The sequence below is a fragment of the Methylocapsa sp. S129 genome (genome assembly GCF_009765995.1).
GTDB lineage: Bacteria > Pseudomonadota > Alphaproteobacteria > Rhizobiales > Beijerinckiaceae > Roseiarcus.
The window spans coordinates 73,550-93,242 of sequence record NZ_LMUI01000011.1 but is presented as its reverse complement, the minus strand read 5'-3'; the positions used below and the strand labels follow the sequence as shown (position 1 = coordinate 93,242).

Annotated in this window: 18 protein-coding genes; 8 read left to right on the top strand and 10 right to left on the bottom strand. The window is 61.8% G+C overall.

Features of this window, described 5'->3' with window-relative positions; translation table 11 throughout:
• Positions 1-14: 14 nt before the first annotated feature.
• The gene (locus tag GSQ90_RS02910) at positions 15-1,493 is read left to right on the top strand and encodes an NCS1 family nucleobase:cation symporter-1 (protein ID WP_158813127.1); all 1,479 of its coding nucleotides are present in this window, start codon (positions 15-17) and stop codon (positions 1,491-1,493) included.
• Between the two features lie 311 nt (positions 1,494-1,804).
• Here GSQ90_RS02910 and GSQ90_RS02905 read toward each other — a convergent pair whose 3' ends face one another.
• The 7 genes from GSQ90_RS02905 to GSQ90_RS02875 all read right to left on the bottom strand — a co-directional run bounded on the left by GSQ90_RS02905 (position 1,805) and on the right by GSQ90_RS02875 (position 7,732).
• Positions 1,805-2,569 (bottom strand): DUF5677 domain-containing protein, encoded by a 765-nt coding sequence (locus GSQ90_RS02905; protein ID WP_158813125.1) that lies wholly within the window; start codon positions 2,567-2,569, stop codon positions 1,805-1,807.
• A 330-nt stretch (positions 2,570-2,899) separates the two neighbouring features.
• Complete coding sequence (locus GSQ90_RS02900) at positions 2,900-3,301, bottom strand: PIN domain-containing protein (RefSeq protein ID WP_158813123.1); 402 nt, start codon at positions 3,299-3,301, stop codon at positions 2,900-2,902.
• Positions 3,298-3,528, bottom strand: coding sequence for an AbrB/MazE/SpoVT family DNA-binding domain-containing protein (locus GSQ90_RS02895; RefSeq protein WP_158813122.1), 231 nt, complete (start codon positions 3,526-3,528; stop codon positions 3,298-3,300). Before GSQ90_RS02895 ends, GSQ90_RS02900 begins: the two co-directional genes overlap by 4 nt.
• Before the next feature lie 90 nt (positions 3,529-3,618).
• Positions 3,619-4,026, bottom strand: coding sequence for a type II toxin-antitoxin system VapC family toxin (locus GSQ90_RS02890; protein WP_158813121.1), 408 nt, complete (start codon positions 4,024-4,026; stop codon positions 3,619-3,621).
• The gene (locus GSQ90_RS02885) at positions 4,023-4,313 is read right to left on the bottom strand and encodes an antitoxin (protein WP_158813120.1); all 291 of its coding nucleotides are present in this window, start codon (positions 4,311-4,313) and stop codon (positions 4,023-4,025) included. The genes GSQ90_RS02890 and GSQ90_RS02885 overlap by 4 nt, the downstream gene beginning before the upstream one ends.
• 818 nt (positions 4,314-5,131) lie before the next feature.
• Positions 5,132-6,775 carry an acyl-CoA dehydrogenase family protein gene (locus GSQ90_RS02880; RefSeq protein WP_246731389.1) on the bottom strand — a complete coding sequence of 548 codons (1,644 nt, stop codon included), beginning with the start codon at positions 6,773-6,775 and terminating at the stop codon, positions 5,132-5,134.
• A gap of 69 nt (positions 6,776-6,844) precedes the next feature.
• Entirely contained in the window at positions 6,845-7,732 is an 888-nt protein-coding gene (locus GSQ90_RS02875) for a DMT family transporter (protein WP_158813119.1), read from the bottom strand.
• Positions 7,733-7,913: 181 nt separating this feature from the next.
• On the opposite strand from GSQ90_RS02875, the gene GSQ90_RS02870 reads away from it, so the two are divergent.
• Both GSQ90_RS02870 and GSQ90_RS02865 read left to right on the top strand, forming a co-directional pair.
• Positions 7,914-8,480: a hypothetical protein gene (locus GSQ90_RS02870; RefSeq protein ID WP_158813118.1), complete on the top strand. Its 567-nt coding sequence runs from the start codon at positions 7,914-7,916 to the stop codon at positions 8,478-8,480.
• Positions 8,481-8,498: 18 nt separating this feature from the next.
• Positions 8,499-8,972 carry a cupin domain-containing protein gene (locus GSQ90_RS02865; protein WP_158813117.1) on the top strand — a complete coding sequence of 158 codons (474 nt, stop codon included), beginning with the start codon at positions 8,499-8,501 and terminating at the stop codon, positions 8,970-8,972.
• A 42-nt stretch (positions 8,973-9,014) separates the two neighbouring features.
• Here GSQ90_RS02865 and GSQ90_RS02860 read toward each other — a convergent pair whose 3' ends face one another.
• A complete protein-coding gene (locus tag GSQ90_RS02860; RefSeq protein ID WP_158813116.1) occupies positions 9,015-10,082 on the bottom strand; it encodes a LacI family DNA-binding transcriptional regulator in 1,068 nt (355 codons plus the stop codon).
• Between the two features lie 145 nt (positions 10,083-10,227).
• On the opposite strand from GSQ90_RS02860, the gene GSQ90_RS02855 reads away from it, so the two are divergent.
• The 5 genes from GSQ90_RS02855 to GSQ90_RS02835 all read left to right on the top strand — a co-directional run bounded on the left by GSQ90_RS02855 (position 10,228) and on the right by GSQ90_RS02835 (position 15,163).
• Positions 10,228-11,259, top strand: coding sequence for a Gfo/Idh/MocA family protein (locus GSQ90_RS02855; protein WP_371418323.1), 1,032 nt, complete (start codon positions 10,228-10,230; stop codon positions 11,257-11,259).
• Positions 11,260-11,271: 12 nt separating this feature from the next.
• A complete protein-coding gene (locus GSQ90_RS02850; RefSeq protein ID WP_158813112.1) occupies positions 11,272-12,171 on the top strand; it encodes a sugar phosphate isomerase/epimerase in 900 nt (299 codons plus the stop codon).
• Between the two features lie 101 nt (positions 12,172-12,272).
• Positions 12,273-13,286, top strand: a complete 1,014-nt coding sequence (locus GSQ90_RS02845; RefSeq protein WP_158813110.1) for a substrate-binding domain-containing protein — start codon at positions 12,273-12,275, stop codon at positions 13,284-13,286.
• Positions 13,287-13,349: 63 nt separating this feature from the next.
• Positions 13,350-14,147 (top strand): ATP-binding cassette domain-containing protein, encoded by a 798-nt coding sequence (locus tag GSQ90_RS02840; protein WP_158813108.1) that lies wholly within the window; start codon positions 13,350-13,352, stop codon positions 14,145-14,147.
• On the top strand, positions 14,144-15,163 hold the full coding sequence (locus GSQ90_RS02835; RefSeq protein ID WP_158813106.1) for an ABC transporter permease: 1,020 nt from the start codon (positions 14,144-14,146) through the stop codon (positions 15,161-15,163). The genes GSQ90_RS02840 and GSQ90_RS02835 overlap by 4 nt, the downstream gene beginning before the upstream one ends.
• Positions 15,164-15,248: 85 nt before the next feature.
• Here GSQ90_RS02835 and GSQ90_RS02830 read toward each other — a convergent pair whose 3' ends face one another.
• Both GSQ90_RS02830 and GSQ90_RS02825 read right to left on the bottom strand, forming a co-directional pair.
• Complete coding sequence (locus tag GSQ90_RS02830; protein ID WP_158813104.1) at positions 15,249-18,389, bottom strand: efflux RND transporter permease subunit; 3,141 nt, start codon at positions 18,387-18,389, stop codon at positions 15,249-15,251.
• 1 nt (position 18,390) lies between these two features.
• Positions 18,391-19,632 carry an efflux RND transporter periplasmic adaptor subunit gene (locus tag GSQ90_RS02825; protein WP_158813102.1) on the bottom strand — a complete coding sequence of 414 codons (1,242 nt, stop codon included), beginning with the start codon at positions 19,630-19,632 and terminating at the stop codon, positions 18,391-18,393.
• Positions 19,633-19,693: the final 61 nt, after the last annotated feature.

Sequence of the window (19,693 nt, the reverse complement as noted above, 5' to 3'; positions counted from 1 at the left end):
GTCGAGGTCGAACCATGACGTCCCATAGCGGCGAAGTCCCAACGCTGGTCATCACCGGAGCCCATCCCCAGCTCTATAATCACGATCTTGCGCCGACGGCCCCGGCGGGCCGCACATGGGGCGCTTTCAGTCTCTTCGCGATGTGGATGTCGGACGTCCATTCGGTCGGGGGCTACACTTTCGCCGCGAGCCTGTTCTTCCTGGGCCTGACGGGCTGGCAGGTGCTCATCTCCATGCTGGTTGGCATCACGGCCGTCTACTTCCTGATGAACCTCATTGGCCGCCCGTCGCTGCGCTATGGCATTCCCTTCCCGGTTATGGCCCGCGTCTCCTTCGGCGTGATGGGCGCCAACCTCGCGGCCATCGTGCGCGGCGTCGTCGGCATCGTCTGGTATGGCGTGCAGACCTATTTCGCCTCGAAAGCGGTGCAGGTCCTTGTCGTGACGCTGATCCCCGCGTCGGCCGACCTGACGCACAACAGCATCATCGGCCTGTCGACGCTGGCGTGGTGCAGCTTCCTTTTCATGTGGTTCTTTCAGCTCATCATCTTCCTGAGCGGGATGGAGCGCATCCGCCGGTTCATCGATTTCTGCGGCCCCGTCGTTTATGTCGTGATGTTCGCCCTGGCGATCTGGATGCTCTACCAAGCCGGGTTCTCCAGTCTCACGCTGCAGCTCAGCCCGCCGGCGTCCTCGAATGTCGCCACCGTCGGCGTCATGGCCAATGCAGCGATGCTGATTGTCGCCTACTTCGCCGCTCTGTTGCTGAACTTCGGCGACTTCGCGCGCTTTGGAAAGGACGAAGCGGCGATGAAGACGGGGAATTTCCTCGGGCTTCCCGTCAACTTTCTCGTCTTCTCGATCATCACCGTGATTGTGACGGCGGGAACGCTGAAGGTGTTCGGCCAGGCGATCATGGACCCCGTGCTGATCGTCGAGAAGATCGGCAACCCGGTCGTCGTGATCATCGGCTCGATCACGTTCATCGTTGCGACGATGGGCATCAACATCGTCGCGAACTTCGTGTCGCCGGCCTACGACATCTCCAACCTCAAGCCGGAGAAGATCAATTTCAAGATGGGCGGTCTTATCACGTCGATCTTGTCGGTCCTGGTCTGTCCCTGGCTGTTCGTCGCCAGTCCTTCGGCCATTACGCTGTTCGTGAGCATCTTCGGCTCCGTGCTGGGGCCGATGTTCGGCATCATGCTGGCCGACTATTACCTCGTCAAAAAGCAGTCTGTCGTGCTGGACGACCTCTATACGATGTCGCCGAGCGGCGCCTACAATTACGACGGGGGCTGGAACCATAAGGCGCTGATCGCTCTGGCGATCTCGGGGCTCCTGTCGATCGGCCTTTCGCTAGCCGGCGCGTATGGCGTGATGTTCAACGTGGGCGACTGGGGCTGGCTGATTGGCGCAAGTGCGGGCGCGCTGGTCTACCGCAGCCTTTCGGCGCCGGGGCGATCCCTGGCCGCCTTGCACGCGGGCGAGTAAAACGCGAGACAAACGAAGCCTCGGCCATGACCGACATGGCCGAGCGCGTTGGCGGCTCTCTCAAAGCCTTTTTTGGAGCCGCTTTCGCGTCGCTCCGTCGACTACCACTTCGTGCGCGGCGGATGCGCGTGCGGGCGCAAGGGCAGGGGGCGCCACGGCGCCCGGGCGCGTCAATCCCTCGCCTTCGGCAACCCGCTTCGCGGGCTTCGGGGATTGACCCGCCCTGTGCGCCGGGGCGTTCTGGAAGTGTCGGGACGAAGGGCGTCCCGCAGCAAGATCGACACGCCTGCGGCGCGTCGAACAAAGGGGCGTTATCGACGGTAGGCGTGATGACCTTGGGTCTCAAATCGCTCGGCGAAAGCGCGGATCGCGTCGCTTTGCGAAGTTCCCTCCAACAGTTGATTGACGCCGACGGATACTCCTAAAAGCGCACTGCACGCCTCATCTATGGTTGCCAGCCGTTCTGTTGGCTTGAAAGGAGGCGCGACGGTCATAGTCAAAAAGTGCTTATCGCCTTCCTTCTCCCATTTGGAATGGCGTCGTAGAGCAGTGACCGAGGCGTGTCCGGCGTCCATTGATAACACTGCGTAGGAAAGATATGAGCGCGATGTCACGCCTTCATCGGCAACATTCTTGACGCTGAATTTTTTGGGCTTCGGAAACTCCGCCAAGAGAGCCCTAATTTGCGTGCGTATGATCTGCGCCGACTTGTCGGCCCTTGCTTCGGGGCTGCTGACTTTGAGCGACAACTCGCCAATGGCCTTTCTATTCGCCGCCTCGTCGCTCCGCATGTCCCTAACGAAATCTGCGCCACGCTCGCAAAGAGCCGCCACCAAGAATAAATTTTCAAAACACAACCGAACCAACGCTCGGGACTCTACGGGCTGGTCGTCACGCGCCATCGTGAGTGCGCCCCTGAAATTCGTTATTGTGCGACACAGAAGCGTAAGCCCCACAACTTTCGGATCGCGGGCGCTGTTCAAATCAACTTCAACGGAAGACGCACCAACAATATCGATTGCAAGCCCAAGAAGCTCGCTGGCAAAATCGAAAGCCTGCTTCTCTTCTGGCGTCACGCGTCAGCCTTCCGGTCGCCAGCGGAGCGACGTTATTGCGCCATCGAGCCAGCCTGACACAGCTCGCGCTCGTTCCCTTTATGTTCGCATGTCGATCGAGACTTTACAAGATGCCTTGTCGGCGGGCGGCAGTTCTCATTTTGGCATCCCTTGTGTCATGGCCGTGCTTGTCACGGCCATCCACGCCGCGAGGTTGCGGCTTCGTTCCGTAAACTTAGCGCGACGTCACGGCGTGGATGGCCGTGACAAGCACGGCCATGACGGAGGAGCGGCATCAAGCGATGAGAACTGCCTGTCGGCGGGCTGGCGGGGCGACGAGGGATTGCGCGTTCATGGCGCGCTCACAAAGGGATTGCGGATCGTCAATCCGTCGATCACGCGGCCGTCCTGCATGTCTTCGCTGAATAGCGTGTCGCAACCGGCTTCGAGCGCGGCGGCGGCGATGAGGGCGTCGTAAAAGGAAAATCCGTGGTCGCGCGCGATCGCCAGGGCTGCCGCATGGGTTTCGGCGCTGAGCGCCGCGATCTCGGGAAACTGGCGACGAATCGAAGCGACGGCCAGTTCGATAATTGGCCAATCCTGCTTCTGCTTGTTGCGCAGAACATTGGTGAACTCGTTGAGAACCTGCACGCTGATCTTGCCGCCCGGGGCGATGACCTCGATCGCCCGATGGCGCCGCCGGTCGATCGAATAGGCGTAGATGAGGATGTTGCTGTCGAAGAACGCTTTCACCGCTCGTTGGCCTCGTCACGGTCGAACGTATAGCCTTCGGGCAATGGGAATCTGAACTGCTCTACGTCCTTGAGGAACTGAGCCTTGCGGTCGATCTTTTCCACCTCGATCGTCTTGTTGGCGGCCGCGGTGAGTTTGACTTCGTCGCCCTCCGCGACCCCCAATTCCTCGACCAGCTTTTTGGGCAGCCGAACGGCGAGGCTGTTGCCCCATTTGGAAACATGCATGATATCCTCCGATGATATCTTTGGAAAGAGGATATCATTGGAGGATATCATCAACAAGGGCGATCAGAACTCAGAGCGCGTCGGCGCCGCTCATCTCGCCCAGTCCGCGACGATGAGCCCCGGCACGCGCTCGAATTCGCGGCTGTTGGCCGTGACGAGCGGCGCGCCACGGCAGCGGGCCTGCGCGGCGATGAGATAATCATAGTGCCCGATCGGTTCGCCCTGGCGCTCCAGATACGCGCGGATGTCCCCGGCGTGGCGAGCGTCCGCCTCTTCAAACGGGAGGATGCCGACGCCCGTCGCGAGAAATCTGTCGAGAATCCGCTCGGAGGCCTCGCGGCGGTCGCTCTTCGCATTGCCGTATCGCATCTCATAGAGCGCGATGACCGGCATCACGACGCGGACGCGCGATCCCAGATATTCATTCAGGCGCGCGCGGATCACTGGGTTGCGTCCGTTGATCGCGCCTATAATGACATTGGTGTCGAGGCAAATCATTCGCCGAAGAACTTGCGCGGGTCAGGCTGGGCCGGAGGATCGTCTGGCGGACCGTCGGGGAAGAAATCCCTGGCCCCCAAAGCATCGAGACTCGCCCAAAGCGCATCGACATCGAGCTGCGGGCTGATCATCGGCTCCAGAATCACCTTGTCGCCTTGCCGGGTGACGCGCACTTCCTTGCCCTCGAAGCGGAATTCCTTGGGCAGGCGAACGGCCTGGCTGCGGCCATGCATGAACAGCTTGGCGGTCGATTTCGCTTCGTCGGGCTTTTTGACGTTCGCGGTCATGTCGCCTCCTTTGCTGCTGTGGCGATGCGCTGTCCGGCGTCATAGTCGGGCCGATCCGGCGAATGCCCGGTTGAGAGGCACGCGCTATGCGGGGGCAGGGCCACGCCGCCGAGCCGCCGTCAAGCGGCAAGAAGCCGCTTCTTCGCTTCGCTTCGACCCCTGCGGGGTGACTGCGTCTCGTCGGCGCGGCAAGTGGCATCCATGTTCTTTTGGTGATCGACGCGGCCGACCGGCCGCGTTCGTTCACCAAAGGAACATGGCATCCGCATCGTCTGAGCCCTCTGCCGCCCAGTCCATGTCGGCCCACCCGGCGATCCTGATGGCGGATAAGGCGCCGGCGTCGGCGCAAACAAACGGTATCTACCTTTGGTAGCTATTATGTCGCCGCGTATCTGTCAAATTCTTCGGGCTGGAGCGAGAGCGCCGGGCAAGCCCCTCAGCGCCGGCGCGTGTTTGCCCTGAGTTAACACGGCGGCGGCACGTTTCTGTTTTAGAGAAACATTGTCTGGACATTCCAGCTTTTCCGGTGCACACTTTCCGATGGTTCCGACTGGAGGCGCTTGGACTTTCTCCGAGGACGAGAAGCAGTCTGCGGTGCGCCGGGGAGGGGGAAGGAAGGGCGCTGTGGCTGCGGTTTTTCAGAAAATCACATTTTTTCGGTTTTTCGCTTGCAACGCTTTGAAATTGCTCAATCAGGCCTGAAAAAGATTTGCGGAGGAGAAATGTAACCCCTTGATATCATTAGGATGGTTTCGAGGGCACTAAGCTGGGATCGCGTCAAACCCGCACAATGCAAGGTTTTGCAAATGCCCTCTGGCTCAGTTGCCGCCCTCCAGCAGGCGCCGCGCGATCACTTGCGCCTGAATCTCGGCCGCGCCTTCGAAAATGTTGAGGATGCGCGCGTCGCATAAAACGCGCGAGATCGGATATTCCAGCGCGAAGCCGTTGCCGCCGTGGATCTGCAGCGCATTGTCGGCGGCGGCCCAGGCGACGCGCGCGGCGAGCAGCTTGGCCATGCCCGCCTCCATGTCGCAGCGGCGGCCCTCGTCCTTGGCGCGGCCGGCGAAATAGGTGATCTGACGGGCAATGTGGATCTCGACCGCCATCATCGCGATCTTGTCGGCGACGCGCGGAAAGGCGATCAGCTTTTTGCCAAACTGCGTCCGCTCTTTAGCGTAACGAAGCCCGAGCTCCATCGCCGATTGGGCGACGCCCACCGCCCGCGCGGCGGTCTGGATGCGCGCCGATTCGAACGTCGCCATCAATTGCTTGAAACCCTGGCCTTCTTCGCCGCCGAGCAGCGCTTCGGCGGGAATCTCGAAGCCGTCGAAGGCGATCTCATATTCCTTCATGCCGCGATAGCCGAGCACTTCGATCTCGCCGCCCGACATGCCCTTGGCCGGGAAAGGCTCAGCGTCTGAGCCGCGTGGTTTGCGCGCCAGGAACATCGACAGGCCCTTGTAGCCGGGCTCATTGGGGTTCGTGCGCGCCAGCAGGGTCATCAGATCGGCGCGCACGGGATGGGTGATCCAGGTCTTGGCGCCGCTGATCTTGTAGACATCGCCTTCGCGAATGGCGCGCGTGCGCAGGCTCGCCAGATCGGAACCGGTGTTGGGCTCGGTGAAGACGGCGGTGGGGAGGATTGCGCCCGACGCGATTTTTGGCAGCAGTTCTCGCTTCTGTTCGGGCGTGCCGCCGACGAGGATGAGTTCGGCGGCGATTTCCGAACGCGTGCCAAGCGAGCCGACGCCGATATAGGCGCGCGACAGTTCTTCGGAGACGACACACATCGCGACCTTGCCAAGGCCCATGCCGCCGTAATCCTCGGGGATCGTCAGCCCGAACACGCCCATGCCGGAAAGGCCTTCGATCACCTCCATCGGAATGTAGGCATTGGTGCGATGCCAGCCCTGCGCATGCGGGATCACTTCGGCGTCGGCAAAGCGGCGCATTTCGGCGCGGATCGCCTCGAAAGTCTCGTCGAGGCCGGGGTCGCCAATCGTCGCGGCATTGTCGGAGCGCTCGATCAGGCTGGCGAGGCTCGCGCGTGTCTCAGGAATATTGCCGCTCTCGATTAATTGCGCGATCGCGGCCGTCCGGTAGGGCGCGACTTGCGCTTCATCGAGGCCGAAATCGGCAAGGCGCAGGATCTCGCCCTGGCTCATCGGAATGCCGCCGAAAATCTGCGCGCAATATTCGCCAAGGCCGATGCGGGTCAGCAGAATCTCGATCTCGCCGAAGCGGCCTTCGGCGCGCATGCGCAGCGCGTAAGCGGTCATTTCCCGGATCGCCTCGACATAGGTGGCGAGCCAGGCGAGGCCATGGGCGGCGCGTTGTTCGCGCTCGATCAGCGGCGCGCTCAACCGTCCCCCTTCGCTGACGCGCGCGCGAACGCTGGCGATGGCTTGCGCGAGCAGCGCTTCGACTGAGGCGAGCGCTTCCGTCGCGAGGTCAAGCTTCACGCCAATTCTCCGTTCACCGCCCCATTGCAGCGCAGCATGCGATGGCTTGGCCCTCGTTGCAATGCGCCTTTAGCTTTGCCGCCGGGCGGCGATCGCGACGCCGACCGCCGTCAGCGCCATGCCGGCGATCTGCAGCGCGTTCAGCGTTTCGCCAAACAGCAGCCAGGCCTGCGCGGCGGCGGTCGGCGGCACGAGATAGATCAGCGCCGAGGCGCGCGAAACCTCGCCATGCCTGATCAGCAGCAGCAGCAGCCAGATCGCGCCGATCGACAGAGCGAGCACGGACCAGGCGAGAACGAGCGCCATGGTCCAGTTCCATTCGATGTGCATCGGCTCCAGCAAGTAAGCGGCGGGCAGCACGAGGACGAAAGCGCCGACATATTGCACGCCGGCCATGGCGCGCAGATCGCCGGCGGGAAGAAAGCGCTTCTGGTAGAAAAAGCCGGCCGTCGCGCCCAGCATGGCGAGAATATTGACGCCGATGATTGTCAGCGCGCCCGCGCCAATATTGGCCGCGCTCAGTTTTGGCCAGAGCACCAGAACCAGGCCGACGAGGCCAAGGACGACGCCGAGCGAGCGCCGCCATGAACCGCGCTCGCCCAGCAGCGCCGGCGCCAGCAATGCCGTGGCGATCGGCTGCACGGCGGCGATCAGCGCCGAGACCGAGGCCGGCAGCCCCGCGCGGATCGCCCACCACACGCCGCCGAGGTAAAGGGCGTGAAGGAAAGCCCCTGAGATCAATGCGTGACCCCAGTCGCGGCCGGTCTTGGGGAATGGCGCGCGTGCGACGACGGCGAGCCCGAGCAGCAGCAGGCCGGCCGATCCGAAGCGAAAGCACAGGAAGGTCAGCGGATCGGCATATTCAGCGGAATAACGCGCGACGATCCAGCCGGTCGACCAGATGAGGACGAAGAAAAGCGGCGCGAAGCGATCGAACAGCGGGGAGGAGGAGGGCATCGGGGCTGAGTAGAGGAGCCGCGCATGGCGGGCAAGCGCCGGATTTTCGAGCGCGGCGCCAGACCGTAACGCTCGCCCGACGCGAAATTGTCACATCGCCCTGCGAAGCGTCGGCGAGACTTGAACCGTCAGCCGGGTATAACCTAAACTGGCTCTTGCACCCGCTCACAAGGAGACCGCCATGCGCGCCGCCATTCGCCCCTTTGTCACCGCGTTCAGCATCGCGTGTCTGCCGATTTTGATGGCCGCCGCCCCCGTCGGCGCTGCTTTTGCGCAGAATGCGCAACCTGACGCCGCGCAGGCGCCGGTCAAGCAGATCGCGCTCACGGAAAAGCAGATCGAGGGCGCTCTCGCGGCGAAGGCGGATATCGATCCGATCGTGTCGAAATTGCCGGAAGGCGCCAACGACAAGCCCGATCCGAAGGCGCTCGCCCAACTTGATGGCGCGGTGAAGAAACACGGGTTTGCCAATTACGCCGAATACGAGGACGTCGACGACAATATCAATCTGGTGATGGGCGGAATCGATCCGCAGACGAAGAAATATGTCGGCGATGAAATCGTCCTCAAGAAGGAAATCGCGGAAATGCAGGCCGACAAAAAGATGGCGCCGAAGGACAAGAAGGAAGCGCTCGACCAAATGAACGACGCGCTGAAATCGATCACGCCGCTTCAGTTTCCCGCCAATATCCCGCTGGTCGTGAAATATTACGACAAGCTCAGCGAAGAATCCCCGCAGAACCAATAGGCGCGGAGCGGGGAAACGATGAGCGCTCCTCACGACGGCGAGCCTGCCTGGAAGCACGATGGCGTGCGCGTCGTGCCAGGCGACAACCTCGACGCCAACACTGCGCAGACGCCCGGCATGGACCGCAAGGCGGCGATCAATTTCGCGCGCGTCGGGGCCCAGAAGCTATGGGCCGGCACGGTGAAAATCCACGCTAACGCCAAGACCGGCGCGCATCACCATGGCGCGCTGGAAAGCGTGATCTACGTGGTGCGCGGCAAAGCGCGGATGCGCTGGGGCGAGCGGCTGGAATTCATGGCTGAAGCAGGGCCTGGCGACTTCATCTACATCCCGCCCTATGTGCCGCATCAGGAGATCAACGCCAGCGCCGACGAAACGCTGGAATGCGTATTGGTGCGCAGCGATGGCGAAGCGGTCGTCGTCAATCTCGATATCGAACCCGTCGAGAAGCCCGAAAATGTGCCATGGATCGACCCGATCCACCGGAGCTGATGGCTTGAGCGTTTATGACGGGTCGCGCGACTTGCCGCCCATTCACGGAGGCGCGGCGTTTCCGATGCTTTCTCCAGCGCGCAGCGCGACGGGCATGATCGTTTGAATGGCGGGAACGGCGCCTAATGCGGAACTCGCCTTCGCCCGCTCGGCGGGCGCCAGCGAAGGGCGCGCCATCGCCGAAATGAGAGCTTCGCCCAGGCGCACGCCGATCGCCGTCCAGTCCGTCTGAAAGGTCGCAAGAGCGGGCGAGAGAATTTGCGCGCGTTCTTCCGGCAGAATGCCAATCAGTGAGACGTCGCGTCCGGGCTGCAGGCCGGTGTCGTTCAGCCTGCGATAGAGTCCCAGCGACTGTATGGCGTCCGACACGAGGATCGCGGTCGGGCGTTCCCTTATGGCGAGAAGAGCCTCGCCCGCCGCATAGCCGCCGCTCTCGGCCGCGGCGCGTCGTTGCACGAAGCCAGACTCAAGCAGAAGGCCGCGTTTCTGCATCGCGTTTAGATAGGCGTCGAAGATGAGGTGCAAATAATTTGTTTCGCCCACGGGAAGCATAAGCGCGATCCGGCGATGGCCGAGGCCGTAGAGTATTTCGATCGAAGATTCGACGGCTTTGGCGAAATCGGGATCGACCCAGGCATGATCGCCGCCCGAAAGGCTGCGCCCGAACGCGGCGAAAGGCTGGCGCCTTTCGATGAGATAGTCGATGCGCGGATCGACATGCTGGGTCTCGGAAATGATCAGCCCGTCGACAAGGCCACGTTCCGTGACGCGTCGGAGGGAGCCGAAGAGTTCTTCGCCGTGGCCATGGAGGAAGATCGCCAGATCGAGGCGCTGTTCGGAGAGGCGACGACGTAAGCCGTCGAGAACGGAAAGGAATACGGGGTTGATCAACGTCTGGTCTTGGCCCGTTGGAACAATCACCCCGACGAGATCGGTCTTGCCGCGACGCAGGCTGCGGCCCGACTGGTTGGGCGAATAGCCGAGCCGCGCAGCGGCCTCGCGAACCCTTTCGCGCGTCTCAGGATTGACGTCCGCCTTATCGTTGAGCGCCCGCGACACTGTCCCGATCGAAATGTCGAGATGACGCGCGAGTTCGCGAATGCCGGTCAAGATCAATTCCCCCCAGGCGCGGAGCCATCAGTCCCCATAGCGATTTCGTCTCTCTATTGACAGGGCAGGCGGCGGCGCCTATTGTCGTAAACGTTTACGGTTTCGTCAACGCGGCAAAGTCCGACAGCGCGGCCCGACAGGGAGGATGTTGATGAGGCTGAGGGCTTCCCTCATAGGCTGTGGCGCGATGAGCCGCGCCTGGCTCGATGCAGCCGGCAAGATCGACGGGCTGGAGATTGTCGGGCTGGCCGATCTGGACCCTGCCAGGGCGGCAAGCCGCGCCGCCGAATTCGGTCTGAACGACGCTATCCTCACAGGCGACGTCAAGACGCTGCTCGCGCGCACTGAACCTGACATCTTGCTCGACATCGTCGTGCCGGCGGCCCGCCATACGATCGTCGTAGCCGGGTTGGACGCCGGCTGCCATGTCCTGAGCGAAAAGCCGATGGCCGAAACGCTCGACGAAGCGCGCGACCTTGTGGCGCGCGCGCGCGCCGCCAAACGCATTCACGCGGTCGTGCAGAATCGGCGCTATCTCGAAAGCGTTCGTCGCATCGCGCGCGCCGTCGCCGCCGGCGCGATCGGCGAGGTCACCAGCGTTCACGCCGACTTTTTTCTCGCGCCGCATTTTGGCGGCTTTCGCGAAGAGATGAACCACGTCCTGCTTCTCGACATGGCGATCCACAGTTTTGACGCGATGCGCTGCATGACTGGGCTTAGCGTCGACGGCGTCTATTGCCGGGAATGGGAGCCCGAAGGCTCCTGGTATCGCCAGGGCTCGTCCGCCGTTGCTCTGTTCGACCTCGAAAATGGCGCTGTTTTCACCTATCGGGGCAGTTGGTGCGCGCAGGGTCTTGGCACGAGCTGGGAATGCGCATGGCGCATTGTTGGCGCCAAGGGTTCGCTGGTTTGGGACGGGCGCGACGATATTCGGATAGAGGTGGCCGGCGACGCGCTTAGCGGCCTCTTTGCCGAAGTCTCCAGCGTTGCGGTTCCACCGCTTGATTCGGCCGATAAGGTCGGCGGCCATCTCGGCGTCATGCAAGATTTTGTCGCTGCGGTGCGGGGCGGGACAGAGCCCGAAACCGTCGGCCGTGACAATATCAAGAGTCTCGCCATGGCGCTGGGCGCCATTCACAGCGCCGAGCAAAGCCGGCGCATCGACATCTCCATTTGAAGCGAGTGTGAAATGAAGGCTCTTAAAGATATCCGCATCGGCACGATGATTCGCGGCGCCCTCAAGGATCCCAGCGGCTACGTACGCGAACTCGTGAAGCTCGGCTTTGAGAGCGTCGAGCCCTTCTTCTGGCAGACGATGGATGCGGATTTGGCCAAACTGGCGCGCGAGCTGAAAGAGGCGATCGGCGACGCCAATGTCACGATCGACACGCTCGGCATGTTCGGCAATCCGCTCGAAGAAACGGACATCGACCGTAGGACCCTCGCCGGTTGGGAAGCCCTTATCGACAACGCTCATCTCTTCGGCGCCAAAACAATCGCCGGGTTCACCGGGCGGGTGCGCGGTAAGCCGATCGAAGAGAGTCTGTCGCGTTACAAGACCGTTTGGGGTGCGCTGGCCAAACGCGCCGCCGACAAGGGGGTGCGGCTCGCCTTTGAAAATTGCGCGATGGATGGCAACTGGAGCAGCGGCGACTGGAACATTGCGCATAATCCCGACGCCTGGGAGCTGATTTTCAACGCGCTTCCTGACGAGAATATCGGGCTGGAATGGGAGCCCTGCCACCAGCTCGTTTATCTCATCGATCCCATCCCGCAAATTCGCAAATGGGCCCCCAAGTTTTTCCATGTGCATGGCAAGGATGCGACCGTGCGCTGGGACGTCATTCGCGAGCATGGCGTGTTCGGCAAGGTCCCTTTCGTACAGATGCGTTCGCCGGGATTTGGCGACAGCGACTGGACGCGGGTCATCAGCGAATTGCGTCTGGCCGGATACAAGGGATCGATCGACATCGAGGGTTGGCACGATCCGGTCTATCGCGACGAGCTTGAGCTGACCGGCCAGGTTCATGCGCTCAACTATCTCAAGAATTGTCGTGGCGGCGCGGAGTTCATTCCCAATCCGGCATGATGACGCTTCCGGCGGCGGACGTCGGATCGAACGCCGCGCCGGATCAACCGGCGGGCTCATAAACGGCGAAAAGCTAATCAAATCGACATGGAGGAAGTCTCATGGGGAAATCATATTTGAAGCGGGCGTTGCGCGGGTCGGCGGCGGTGGCGCTCTTGGTTGCGACCTTGGTTGGCGTTGGCGACGCCGCGCAAGCGGCGGCGCTGCGCGATAAATGGTGCAGCAAAGTACATATTCGCTTCTTTGTCGGCGGCGCCGAAGGCGATGCCTTCGGCACGATCGTCTACAATGGCGCCAAGCAGGCCGCCGCCGATACCGGCGCGCAGGTCGACTATGTCTTCTCGGGTTGGGTCAATGAGAAGATGGTGCAGCAATTGCGCGAGGCGGTCGCAGCCCATCCTGACGGCATTGCGATGATGGGGCATCCGGGCGAGGCGGCGGTTGTTCCATTAGCGCAGGAAGCGGCCAAGAGCGGCATCAAGATGATGTATCAGAACGTGCCGGTGCCCGCGGCGGTCGACAAGGTTGGCGGCGGCTATATCGGCGCCCAGCAGGCGCCGCAGGGCCATGCGCTTGGCGTCGAGATCGTGCGGCGGTTCGGTCTGAAGAAAGACGACGTGGCAATCGTTCTGGGCGGGTTTGACGATAACATCCGCGGCGCCCGCGAGGAGTCCACGGCGAAGGCGATGGAAGAGGCGGGCGTCAAGGTTGTGCGCCTGTTTGCTCCCCCCGAATGGGCGGCTGACCCTAACTTGGCCATCCCGGTCATCACGGCGACGTTGCAGGCCAACCCGAAGGCCAGGGCGATCGTCTATCCCGGCGGTCAGGAATTGGGCAACGCCGCGACCTATATGAAAGCCGCCGGCAAAAAGCCCGGTGAAGTCATCAATGTCGGTTTCGACACCAGTCCGCAGATTGTCGAGGCCTTCAACGGCGGTTGGGTTCAGTTGACGGCGGATCAGCAACCCTTCCAGCAGGGCTATCTGCCGATTCTCAGCCTCTGCGAACAGATTGTTTATGGTCTGGCGCCGATCAACGTCGACACGGGCGCAGGCTATGTAACGCCGGAAAACTACAAGGCCGTCGCGGGTCTGGCGACCGAAGGTCTGCGTTGATCTGAAGGCGGCAAGGACCAGGGCGCATCGCGGCCTGGTCCATCGATGACAGGGGGAAACGCTATGAGCGAACGGCTTGTCGAGCTCAGAAACGTCGCCAAATCCTATGGCCGGGTTTTCGCGGTTGGCGGCGTCAATTTGCATGTCGATCGGGGCGAAGTCGTTGGACTGCTCGGCGACAATGGCGCCGGCAAATCGACGCTGATCAAGATGCTGGCGGGGGCGATCCAGCCGACCAGCGGCGATATCCTGGTTCGCGGCAAAGTCGAAACGCACTGGGACGCCGCGCGTTCGCGCAATGCTGGCATCGAGACCGTCTTTCAGGATCGCGCGCTGGCGGTTCAGCAATCGATCGTTCGCAATATTTTCATGGGGCGCGAGATCTCAAACTGGTTCGGCTTCATCGATTCCACGCGTGAACGGCGAGAGGCGGAGCGCCTCATGCGCGAGATCGGCTTCACCTCGAAAGTGTTTTCGCCCGACTCGATCGTCGGCCAGCTTTCCGGGGGCGAGAGACAGGGCGTGGCGCTGGCGCGCGCCATCTATAACCAGGCCGATCTGATCGTGATGGACGAGCCTACGACGGCGCTTTCGCTGACGGAAACCGAGAAGGTGTTTCGTTTCGTGCGCACGGTGCGCGCGGGCGGGCGATCTGTTCTTTTTATCGGCCACAACATTCACCACGTCTATGACATAGCCGAGCGCTTTGTCGTGATGGATCGCGGCACGGTGGCGCTACAGGCGACCAAACAAGAGGTCGGTTCGGCCGAGCAATTGATCGCTTTCATGGAAAATATCGCCCACCCCCAGGGCGTCGTGTCATTCGATCCAGCGTCAACGCAGGCAGGAGCATCGTCATGACCTTGTCGCTTGAACCAGCCAACGCGCGCGCGGCGCCCGCCGTCCGGCCGCCCGACAGCGCGCTGCGGCGTTTCCTGATGGCGAATCGAGCGGCCGTCGGCAGTTTTGCCGTGTTCGTCGCGATGATGGCCGTTTTTACCATCTTCAGCCCTTCAGTCTTCACCCATTGGCCAATTTACAGTTCGGTTCTTGTGACGCTGCCCGTGGCGCTCTGTCTGGTAGCGCCGCTGGTCTTCATCGTCACCGTCGGCGAAATCGACCTATCCTTTCCCGCGACGATGGGCTTTTCGGCGTGGGTTTTCGCGCTGCTCGTCCAGGCGGGGTTCAGCCCTTTCCTCGCCATTCTGGGCGCGTTGGCGACCGGCATGATTCTGGGTTATTGCGTGGGCGCGCTTGTGGTCCTCGCCAGCCTCTCTTCGCTCATCGCGACGCTGGGCATGAACTATATGCTGCGCGGATTCATCATGATCGTCACGCAAGGCAAATCGATCGCTTTGCTCGATCTGCACGATACTGCCGCCGGTGCGCTCTTTTCCGGGGATTTCCTTGGACTTCCCGTACAAATATTCTGGGCGCTCGGCTTCGTCGCCTTCGCCGCGCTGCTGTTCAATCGGCATCGCTTCGGCGCCCGCGTCCACGCGGTGGGCGATCATCCCGACAGCGCCGCGCAGATGGGCATCAACGTCAATCGCACCCGCATTGCGACCTTCGTCTTCATGGGGCTTGGGGCGGCCATAGCGGGCGTGTTCAGCGCCATGATCAATTATACGTGGTGGCCGACCACCGGCGACGGCTACCTCCTGGGGACGATCGCCTCGGTTTTCGTTGGCGGCACGCCAACATGGGGCGGCATCGGCACCATCACCGGCGGCGCGATCGGCGCCTTGATCGTTTCATTCATTCAAAGCGGCATCGTCGCGGCGGGCCTCAGTGGTTTCTATGTCCAGTTCTTCAACGGCCTGATCATCATTCTCGCTTTGCTTGGGCATCGCTGGAATCAGAAGCGGTATCGATAAGGCTGCCGCCTCGCGCGGATCCGATCGCCCGCGTTCATTTCGGCCAGATCGCGCCGCGCAAACTTAGGCAGCCCGATTGCTGCGGCTATTCAGCCGGCGCGCCGACCGGCGCATGCTCGCCGATCGCCGGCGCGGCAGGCGCCGATTTCGGCGCCTTCTTGCGCCGCCCCGCCAACATGGAATCGACCTTGTCGAGATAGAAATAGATGACCGGCGTGATGTAGAGCGTCAGCACTTGCGAAAAGCAAAGACCGCCGACGATGGCGATGCCTAAAGGCTGACGCAGTTCAGAGCCGGCGCCGGCGCCAAGAGCGATCGGCAGCGAACCGAGCAGGGCGGCCATGGTCGTCATGATAATGGGCCGGAAACGGATGAGCGCGGCCTCGCGTATCGCCGTCAGGGCGTCGAGGCCGCCCTCGCGCCGCCGTTCGATCGCAAAATCGACCATCATGATCGCGTTCTTTTTCACGATGCCGATCAGCAACAGGATGCCGATGATCGCGATAACCGACAAGTCCATATGGAAATATTCGAGTGCGAGCAGCGCGCCGATGCCGGCCGAAGGCAAACCCGAGAGAATGGTGATCGGATGGATGTAGCTCTCATAGAGCACGCCCAGCAGGATGTAGATCGTCAGCACGGCCGCCATCAGCAGCGCGCCTTGCCCGGCCAGGGCCTGCTGAAAGAGTTGCGCGTTACCGGCGAAGCCGGTGATGATGCTCTGAGGAAGATTGGCTTTGCGTTCTATCGCGTGGATGGCCTCGATCGCCTGGCCAAGCGACATGTCGGGCGCGAGATTGAATGAAATGGTCACCGCGGGCTGCTGCGCCTGACGATTGATCTGCAGCGGGCCGACGGTCCGGGTCATCGTCGCCAATTCATCCAATGGAACGAGGCCGCCTCCGGTGGCGGAAACATAGATCCGCCCGAGCGCCGCCGGGTCGTCCTGGAAATTTGCGTCGGCCTCCATGATCACCTGGTAATCATCGGCCTCGGTGAAGATGGTCGAGATTTGCCGCGTGCCATAGGCGTTGTAGAGTGCGGTGCGAACCTGGTCGGTGGTGATGCCGAAGGCCGCCGCTTTCTCGCGGTCGATTTCCACCCGCACCTGCGGATTGGTGATCTGCAGATCGCTGTTGACGTCGCGCAATCCCGGCAATTGCCTGATCGCCGCTTCCATCTCCGGCGCTTTTTTATAGAGCGCGTCGATGTCGCCAGATTGCAGTGTGTATTGGTATTTGGCGCGCGCGATGCGCCCGCCCGTGAATTGCAAGTTCTGGACTGGCTGCAGAATCGTGCGAAGGCCGGGAAGCACGCCGGTCGCATCGCGCAGCCGCGCCATCACCTGGTAGATCGGGCCGCGCTGATCCTTCTCCTTGAGCTTGATGAACAGGAACCCTTTGCTCGTCACGCCGCCGAAGCCGACGGCTGACGTGACATAGTCGACGGCAGGATCATTCTGGATGATTTTGGACACTGCCATTTCGCGCTGCGACATCGCATCGAAGCTCGTATCCGGCTGCGCCTCAGTTATGCCGCTCAGAAAGCCCGTGTCTTCGTCCGGAAAAAAGCCTTTAGGGACGTCGACGTAAAGCGAAAAGGCGATATAGCCCGTCGCGAAAGTTCCGATCAGGGCGAGCAACCGGAATTTCAGGACGAAATCGAGCGATATGCGATAACCGGTTGCGAGGCCGTCGACGAAGAAGTCGGAAACGCGCGAGAACAGACCCGCCGCCGCTCCGTGTTTGGGGGCGCTGAGGATTCGTGCGCAAAGCATCGGCGTCAATGTCAGCGACACGAAACCCGAGACGAGAATGGCGACTGTGATGGTCACTGCGAATTCCCGAAATACGCGCCCGACCACGCCGCTCATCAACAGCACGGGAATAAACACGGCGACCAGCGAAAAGGTGATCGACAGAATCGTGAACGCGATCTCGCGCGAGCCTTTCAAGGCGGCGTCGAATGGCTTCATGCCTCCTTCGATATGGCGCGTGATGTTTTCCAGCATGACGATTGCGTCGTCGACGACAAAGCCGACCGATAGCGTGATCGCCAACAAGGATATGTTGTCGATCGAATAGCCGAACATATACATGAAAGCGCAGGTGCCGATCAGCGACACCGGCAGCGCCAGCGCGGGAATGATGGTCGCCGAGGCGGATTTCAAGAAAATGAAAATGACCGCGATCACCAGCACGATCGACAGCATCAACGTATGCTGCACGTCGTCGATCGATTGACGGATCGAAACCGATCGATCGTTGATAACTTTGACGTCGACGGACGGCGGCAGTTGCGACTGGTAATAGGGGATCTTGGCCTTCACATTGTCGACGACATCGACGGTGTTGGCGTCGGATTGGCGGAAAATCGCCAGAACGATCGAGCGCGTGTCGCCAACCCAGCCGGCGAGCTGATTGTTCTCGACCGAATCATAGACTCTTGCGACTTCATTGAGACGCACCGGAGCGCCGTTACGCCATGCGATAACGAGGTTGCCATATTCGGCGGCATGCGGCATTTGGCCGGTCGCGTCGACGGTGACGTTCTGCTTGGCGCCCAGCATCGCGCCGACCGGCGTCGAAGAATTGGCCGCGGCGACGGCGTTCTGAACATAATCGAGCGTCAGGCCGCGCGCCGCCGCCTTGTCGGAATCGACGTCGACGCGCACCGCGAATTTCTGCTGGCCGAACACTTGTACCTGCGCAACGCCGGTGATCTGCGAAATCTGCTGCGCGAAGACCAATTCGGCATAGTCGTCGACGGTCGTCAAAGGCAGGGTCTTTGAAACCAAAGCGATGAACAGGATCGGGCTGTCGGCCGGATTGAGTTTCTGGAAACTGGGCGGGGCGGGGAGCTGCGGCGGCAGCTTGCGCAAAGTGGCCGAAATATTCGATTGCACGTCCAGCGAGGCGCCGTCGATATTGCGATCGAGGTCGAATTGCATGACGATGCTGGTGCGCCCGAGGTTCGACGACGAGGTCATCATCGTAATGCCGGGGATTGTCGCGAAGGCGCGCTCCAGCGGACCGGCGACCGAGGACGCCATCGTGTCCGGGCTGGCGCCGGGCAATTGCGCATAGACCGCAACGGTCGGAAAATCGACGCGCGGCAGCGCCGAAACCGGCAATTGCCGGTAGCCAAAAATGCCAAAGACGATGAACGACAGCATGAGCAGAGTCGTCATCACTGGCCGGCGGATGCAAAGCTCCGAAAGGGACATGTCAGCTTGCCCCCTTCTGCGGATCGCGGGCCTCGACCTTGACGCCTTCGGTGAGAAGAAGGGCGCCGTCGACGACGACGGTCTCGCCGCCGCTCAGACCTTGGGTCACCACAATCTCGCCGTCCTGCGAACGGCCCGCGACGACCGGTTGCACGTGGGCGGCGCCATCGACGATTGTGAAGACGTAATTGCCGCTTTGGCCGATCTGGATCGCCTCGCGCGGCGCCACAACCGTATCAGGCTCGTTGCGAAGCGTGAGCTGGAGATTGCACAATTGCCCCGGCCACAGCGTCTCATCGGCATTTTCGAAAACGGCATGCGCCATAATCGTGCCGGTGCCGGGATCGACCGTGTTCTCGAACAAGGCGAGCTTCCCTTCGGCGCCCTTCTTCGAGCCCTGCGGCGTGGCGACGACTTTGGCGCCCTTCGCCATGGCTTCTCGGATCGCAGGCAACAGCGTTTGCGTGACCGAGAAGGAGACGTAAATGGGCGAAATCTGGTTGATCGTCGCAAAAGCCCCGGCGGCGCTGTTGTCGCCCGTCCTGGCGATATTGCCGGCCTTGATGGCCACAGTGCCGACGCGGCCCGAGATAGGCGCTGAAATCGTATACCAACTTAGCTGAACCTGGAGATTGTCGATGGCGGCAAGATCGCCCAGGATCGCGGCTTCGTTCGTCGCCGCCGCGGTCCTGGCGTTGTCGAGATTGAGAATGGGCGTCGCGGATCGCGCCACAAGGTCGGTGTAGCGGACGACATCGCGCTTGTTCTGATCGAGCTGCGCCTGATCCTTGGCGAGCTGCGCCTGCGCGCCTTTCAGTTGCGCGTCGGCCTGTCGCGCGTCGAGCTTGAACAGAATGTCGCCTGCCTTGACGGCGGCGCCGTCGGCGACGAGCACCTGATCGACAGCGGCGTCGACCCGCGTGCGCAACGTTACGGTCGCAATCGGCTGGACGGTTCCTATTGCCTCGACCCGCCACGGCAAATCCTTGCGCACAGCCTTGGCGACGATAACAGGAACAAGCGTGGTCGACGGCGCAGGGGCGGCGATGACGGGAGAGCCGGCGACCGACGTTGGGCTCACTTGCCGCCCGGTCGCCGAGGCCGGGAGGAAATCATGCAGCTTCCACGCATAAATTCCGGCCGCCGGCGACCATTTCTCGATGGTTTCCGGCATATAGGCGCCGTAAGCGGCAAGGGCGACCGCCAGCACCAAGATTAAGCCGGCGACTCGACGAAACCCCATCTATCGGCGCCTCCAATAGCGTTTGATGGAACCACGAAATATCATAGCGGAGCCGCGATCG

Bases quoted from the DNA above. Each gene is read 5' to 3' on its own strand.
- GSQ90_RS02910 (WP_158813127.1), top strand. From the start codon at position 15: ATGACGTCCCATAGCGGCGAAGTCCCAACGCTGGTCATCACCGGAGCC.
- GSQ90_RS02895 (WP_158813122.1), bottom strand. From the start codon at position 3,528: ATGCATGTTTCCAAATGGGGCAACAGCCTCGCCGTTCGGCTGCCCAAA.
- GSQ90_RS02890 (WP_158813121.1), bottom strand. From the start codon at position 4,026: ATGATTTGCCTCGACACCAATGTCATTATAGGCGCGATCAACGGACGC.
- GSQ90_RS02885 (WP_158813120.1), bottom strand. From the start codon at position 4,313: ATGACCGCGAACGTCAAAAAGCCCGACGAAGCGAAATCGACCGCCAAG.
- GSQ90_RS02875 (WP_158813119.1), bottom strand. From the start codon at position 7,732: ATGCCCTCCTCCTCCCCGCTGTTCGATCGCTTCGCGCCGCTTTTCTTC.
- GSQ90_RS02870 (WP_158813118.1), top strand. From the start codon at position 7,914: ATGCGCGCCGCCATTCGCCCCTTTGTCACCGCGTTCAGCATCGCGTGT.
- GSQ90_RS02865 (WP_158813117.1), top strand. From the start codon at position 8,499: ATGAGCGCTCCTCACGACGGCGAGCCTGCCTGGAAGCACGATGGCGTG.
- GSQ90_RS02855 (WP_371418323.1), top strand. From the start codon at position 10,228: ATGTTGATGAGGCTGAGGGCTTCCCTCATAGGCTGTGGCGCGATGAGC.
- GSQ90_RS02850 (WP_158813112.1), top strand. From the start codon at position 11,272: ATGAAGGCTCTTAAAGATATCCGCATCGGCACGATGATTCGCGGCGCC.
- GSQ90_RS02845 (WP_158813110.1), top strand. From the start codon at position 12,273: ATGGGGAAATCATATTTGAAGCGGGCGTTGCGCGGGTCGGCGGCGGTG.
- GSQ90_RS02840 (WP_158813108.1), top strand. From the start codon at position 13,350: ATGAGCGAACGGCTTGTCGAGCTCAGAAACGTCGCCAAATCCTATGGC.
- GSQ90_RS02835 (WP_158813106.1), top strand. From the start codon at position 14,144: ATGACCTTGTCGCTTGAACCAGCCAACGCGCGCGCGGCGCCCGCCGTC.
- GSQ90_RS02830 (WP_158813104.1), bottom strand. From the start codon at position 18,389: ATGTCCCTTTCGGAGCTTTGCATCCGCCGGCCAGTGATGACGACTCTG.
- GSQ90_RS02825 (WP_158813102.1), bottom strand. From the start codon at position 19,632: ATGGGGTTTCGTCGAGTCGCCGGCTTAATCTTGGTGCTGGCGGTCGCC.